The organism is Salinivibrio siamensis, assembly GCF_001996005.1.
Classification (GTDB): domain Bacteria; phylum Pseudomonadota; class Gammaproteobacteria; order Enterobacterales; family Vibrionaceae; genus Salinivibrio; species Salinivibrio siamensis.
In genome coordinates this window covers 1-5,560 of sequence record NZ_MUFB01000053.1, presented here as the reverse complement: position 1 = coordinate 5,560, position 5,560 = coordinate 1, and the positions used below count along the sequence as shown (strand labels likewise).

At 44.6% G+C, this 5,560-nt stretch carries 4 protein-coding genes; all 4 read right to left on the bottom strand.

Features of this window, described 5'->3' with window-relative positions:
- Nucleotides 1–910, bottom strand: a 910-nt coding sequence (locus BZG73_RS15845; protein ID WP_131826213.1) for an SEL1-like repeat protein, incomplete at its 3' end; no start/stop codon positions are given.
- A 1-nt stretch (nucleotide 911) separates the two neighbouring features.
- Nucleotides 912–4,400 (bottom strand): LysM peptidoglycan-binding domain-containing protein, encoded by a 3,489-nt coding sequence (locus BZG73_RS15840; protein WP_077668821.1) that lies wholly within the window; start codon nucleotides 4,398–4,400, stop codon nucleotides 912–914.
- Complete coding sequence (locus BZG73_RS15835; RefSeq protein WP_077668820.1) at nucleotides 4,397–4,915, bottom strand: DUF4123 domain-containing protein; 519 nt, start codon at nucleotides 4,913–4,915, stop codon at nucleotides 4,397–4,399. Before BZG73_RS15835 ends, BZG73_RS15840 begins: the two co-directional genes overlap by 4 nt.
- Nucleotides 4,916–4,924: 9 nt before the next feature.
- On the bottom strand, nucleotides 4,925–5,560 hold a 636-nt coding region (locus BZG73_RS16040), incomplete at its 5' end, for a bacteriophage T4 gp5 trimerisation domain-containing protein (RefSeq protein WP_407690291.1).

The window sequence follows — 5,560 nt, the reverse complement described above, 5'->3', positions numbered from 1 at the left end:
CTTTAGCTCCTCCTACCTTATCAAAGTATTCATAGCTATCGTTTTCTCTAAGAAGGTTAGAATCAAAGAAAGTCCCAACATGACACTCAGTTATCCCTCGATATAGAACTTGTGAAGCATAACAATAGAAATAAGCACGTTTAGATGTTTCTTTAATATTATGACCTTTACTACTCATTTTAGAGTCCGGAATTCCAATAGTGCCTTTCACTCCTAAAGCATAATATTTTCTTTCCCTCACCCCTCTATCCAACCAATATAATGCCTTCTCCAAGTCATCATCTTTAAATATATAATACAGCTTATACATAGCTATACCATCGCCATTTTTTGCCATCTTTTCCAGATAGTCAATTCGAGTTCTTCTATTCAAAGAAGACCAAAAATTTTTATCATAAAAAAAGGTATAACCTTTATTTTTATATAACTTACTCGCTAGCTTTTCATATCGGTAATCTCTATAAAAAGGAATATATTGCCACCAGCTAGGGTCATGATATAAGAGTGCGTACATTGCCTTACCGTCACCCTCTTCGGCGAGTCTCTCCCAACCTTCAATTGCTTTATCAACCCATTTTTCATCACACGGCCAGCCAAGATAATTACAATATGAGGTAGTCACCTTTGGCATATGGGTACCTGCAAGTGTCGCCATCGCCCAAGGGTTACCACCTTCAGCTGCCTTTAGTAAGTTAGAACCTACATACAGTGTTTCGGCAGTCTTGAACTGGGTATACGCCAACCAGTAGGCCGCATTAGCATCGCCATGTTCAGCTAACGGTTTAAATATCTCACGGGCCTTTTTAAACTGACCTTGATTTAATATCTCAATTCCTTCCTCCAACGTTTCCGCACGAGATAGAAATGGAAGAATACAAGTAGTAATCATTAAATATTTCAAAAACTTCACATTAACCACCAATTATTCTTTGGAATCTCTTTCTGTTCAATTCATTTATTTTTGACTTATCATTTACATGAGCGACCTCGTATTCAGTAACTTCCTGATACGCGGGAAGATAAATAACCTTCTTGTAAGGAACCCAAGGTGTAATCAATTGTCTAATAGCGTCAGGAAGTTTTCTTTTATCTCTACTGAACAACCTTCTTAGTTCTTCATTTATAATACTACCGTAGGCTTTTTCCCAAAAGTTCAATATCTTATCAATATTTTCCGCATAGCGTTGCCATTTCACCTCTTCGGGAAGTTCCATCTCAATCTCTTCTCCGACCCTTTGCATGACGTTCTCGAATTTTTTCTTGGCATTGTCACTTACTGGGTGGCTCTCTCCTCTTATCCATTCTAAAAGCTTGGTCATCGCAGCTACTTGGTTAAGGTTACGCTCAGCAGCTTCTTCATCGTTGTCCCAAAAGCCCAAATCATGATAATGCAAAAGCACGGAAAAGAGCTTGGCGTAGGTCTCAGCCGGTATTTTCTTGATCCAGTCTCGCTGCCCGGATGTCTCAACGTCACTATTAATGAAGTTCGCCACAAAGGGGGCGTTCGTCGCCTCCAACGCTCGCTGCTCCATATCGCGAATAAGATGAAAAGGAAGCAGTGCAATTTGCGTCAGGGTAAGCTGATAAGCAACGGCCACTGTCAGTAGCCTGTTAAAAGCATAAAAGGCTTCACTGCCGTCACTTTCATGGAAGAGACCAAAGCGACTGAAGCTCGGGTGCTCCATCACATCTAACAACCGTGAGATAAATTCATCGTAAGCAAGCGGGTCTAACTCAAATGCCAGTTTGCCAGAGAAACCCGCAAGAGACGCGGCACCAAAGTCGAAACGAAAAATTAAGCGGCCATTATCTAAGGTACATTGCAAGATAAGTTTCGCTCCAACACCTAACTGCGCGGTGAGGCTCGTGGCGAGCTTAAACAACTTTTTCATGTCCGAGCTACCCACATTTTTCCATAAGCATTCAAGACTGACTTGTCCACCTACCTCTGCACCAGCAAAGGCCGACACTTCAGTCTTTGCACCCGCCTTAATATTTCGCAGTTCACTATCATCCGCGAGCTCTAGGTCTTTCTTGCTTTCCAAACGTGTTGCAATAAAGGTTTGAGATGTCCGTAGCCCTGGTGCCCCTGTCGCAGCATCTTGACCAAATCCAATCTCATTCGAGCATTTCATGCTTGCCGCTAACATACCGTGGACAACCGCTTCAATGTCGAAGCGAATGTCTCCTAAGCTCACTTCACGACGCTCATTGTCAACGGTGTAATAGGGAACTTTCAGATCGTACATGTTTTCAGCTGGAATGGAGAATTTTGTCGCTAATTGGCCGCTGGCGAAATCAAGCGACGCCCCCAGCTGCGCGTTCCCCACTAAGTCTATGTTGACGCTTTCAGCTGCTGCCTGTGCTGAATACGTAAATCGCATAAATTGTGCGCCGCCGCTAACGTCCATCTTAACGGTGTTGCCGAAAATCTCAGTTTGCTGGGTTCGCCACGGTAGCACATACTCATAGGCCTCATCTAAAGCGACCTCTCCCCCCACGTTAGCCAACGCAAACGTCGTTTTAATTTCCGCATCATTACCCAAGGCGTCTCTTAACGCGTCCTTGAATGCCTCGGGCTTTATCACTCCTTGCCCTGTTGGTAGCGTGGGTTCATAAACTCGCGCACAGCTTTGCTTATTCCTTGCTGGATCACTATCTATAACCGCACACGTTGAGCGTATATACATCGCTTCGTTTGGCTTGGAAGTGAGCGCACACTCAACAATCGTCGTATTCAGCGCCATGGAGTCCGGTACAATTTGATTGTTCAAATTTTCTGGTGCCCAATCTTTGTGCTCATCCCAAAGCAATATGCGCTTTTTCTCTCGCACTTGTCCTATGAGGACCGAATCCTCCTGACCGTCTAGAATAGGCGATGACAACCGACTCTTGGCAAGCGCTTCTAGCGCATCGAAGCGCTCTTGAATGTGCTCTGAATAAACAAGAAGTCTCCTCACATAGTCTGCATATTGTTGGTTTTTTGAGACTAAGTCAGTAAAGGCAGCAATTCGCTTAGCGATTTCTTTGATTATGGTAATTCTTAACGCGTACGCAGAGTAATAGCCTAACGTTGATATATTAACACTTTCGATCAGTCGTTGAATTGTACCAATACTTTGACTGCCGATATTCTCTTGAAGAGACGCGATAGCATCAGCGCCATTGAACAGTTCACTTTCGTTTAAGCATTGCTCTTTGACGTAAAACCCAAACTGATTAAGCCGATACATGGTATATCCGAGTGGATACCTTCTCGAAAATCGTATCTGGCGTGCTACAGTATTCATTGAWTCATAATAAGAGAAGAAATGAGTGATATCATTCTTGTAGAAGTCTTTAAGATCTTCCGGGCATGGTGGCTCAGTAGACTCTGTCACCTGTCCTGGATCAATAAAATCATTAAAGGAATCATTAACACGACAATCTATTAGATCATTAATCAAGCGCTGGATATCTGAATCTCTGCTTGAGGTATAGTAGCTCAACTGATCGCTATACCTGTAAGTCGCACCATCCTCTTCAATGGAAATCGTTTTTGCGTGCTGAGCGGCGATCTTCTCCAAATCCTCGATAAGCTCGATAACAATATCAAGACAGTCAGATTGTAGTTCCTTAACGATACTCGCGCGTCTTCTTGCGAAGCGATTATCGACATCGGATCTTGGCTCTCTTACATTCACGGCACCACGACCAGTGACCTCAATCGTATACTCTAAATAGTTATCATCACCGGTTTTTCGCCAACGACCCCGCTCGACATTCAACGCTTCTATCCGTTCGTTAAAAGACGCATGAATATCGCGCACGTCCTCAATATCAGGCGTGCTGGGAAGGAATTCGATATTTGATGCCATGCTCATTTCCAAGGCTAATCGCGCTTGGAGGGCTTGCATATAGCGCTGTTTTAATGAAGGTTCATCTGGGTGCTCTTCATCATACTTTGCCAAGAAAAACTCGTGTGGCGTCGCTTTTACCTGATCCATCACACCAAGTTTTTCTAGATTAGCTAATACTGTCTCTTTATCTCCTTGCACCGCCTCTTTACATAATTGTGCTTCTTTTTCAATAATGTCGTAGGCTTCTTGAGTTAAGAGATAGACACTTGGACGCGGTGAACTTCCCTCGGCTGGATTATGAGGCACATAAAGCGCATCGACGTATTCAATAGAGCATTTTCGTTTAGTCAAATTATCATTAGGAACAACGTCTAATGGCTCCTTTGTCTCAGTGGACTTGTCATCCGGTGTCGGCACAGAAAGCGTATTGCCGACACGAATAGTATCGATATTCTTAATTCTATCGCTGTTCAGCTCTTGAAGAGTACTAACATCCGTATTAAACGCTTCAGCTAACTCAGAGAGAGTATCTCCTTGCTTTATCGTATACTCTTGGCTCATGCTAGTAACTCCTCAACGATTGAAATAGGCAAATAGACAGTGTCAACTTCCGTCCCTTTTCGGGGGTTAAATATTAATTGCGTGGCGTCTGATAATTCAGAGAATGCGGGAGATATGTACGCATAATGTGTCGTCTGTAATAGCGACATCAGCACAGTTTGATCACACAGGCTAGCAAGGTGTAATAACGTCTTGGGCGAGTAGAAGCGCAGCAGATATTGACGTTGGTTTTCATCAAAGACAGTTATATTCGCTTGTAAGCTAGACACTTGCTCGAAGATATCTAGATGCTCTGGCATCGCAAAAACCACGCCACTGCTCGCCCACTGAGGCTCCGTCAGCCAACGCTGATAAACCGAATCTTCCTCACTGACCTTGGCACAAATAGGGCTATTTACTAACTGGGGTTCCCATATAGTATCTCGATACAAAGGTATCCATTCTACGTTACCCTCTGCGCAATGCTGACAAATGTCCGGCACGCGATTTTTATCGATCACTAACAACCAATTCATCACAGAATCCTACTTACACGGGCAGTCTTTCAATGGACAAGAGCCGTCAGTCTGCCGTTGACATATCTCCATCATAGGAATATCCAGTTTCGCGATAGCGGGTAACGCACTCATGAGAGACGCATCGATCGGCGCTGCTGAGTTGACAGGATCAGGAAGCGACTCCACCCCAAGCGGTAGGGCGGCGACTTTACCGGCATAGCCACTGCCTGCACCGGGGCTGCCGCCTGAGTTGAGGTTAATTGCAGGGCCCACAAGATGAACACCGCCGCCATCAATGCTGACAAAGCTGCCGCCGGCTTTGACCGTGATACTACTCCCTGCCTCAATCACCGCTTTTTGACCGGCTTTGATATGAATTTCATTACTGGCGTCATTTACCCACACTTGGCCAGCTTTAACATGCAGCGAGCCGTCTACAATCAGGGTTTGGTCTTGTTGGGTGTACTGGCGACTCTCTCCCTCCACGGTATGATGCGCATTGCCCATCACACGATGAAAGTGGTCGTTGTGTACCTGATGGTGGTTGTCATGACCTATCTCGGTCACACGGTCGTTTTCTACCTCGGTGTGCCAGTCTTTTTGTGCGTGTAAATACACTTGCTCACTGCCCGATTGGTCTTCGAACGTGAGCTCGTTGTAACC

Bases quoted from the DNA above. Each gene is read 5' to 3' on its own strand.
- BZG73_RS15835 (WP_077668820.1), bottom strand. From the start codon at position 4,915: ATGAATTGGTTGTTAGTGATCGATAAAAATCGCGTGCCGGACATTTGT.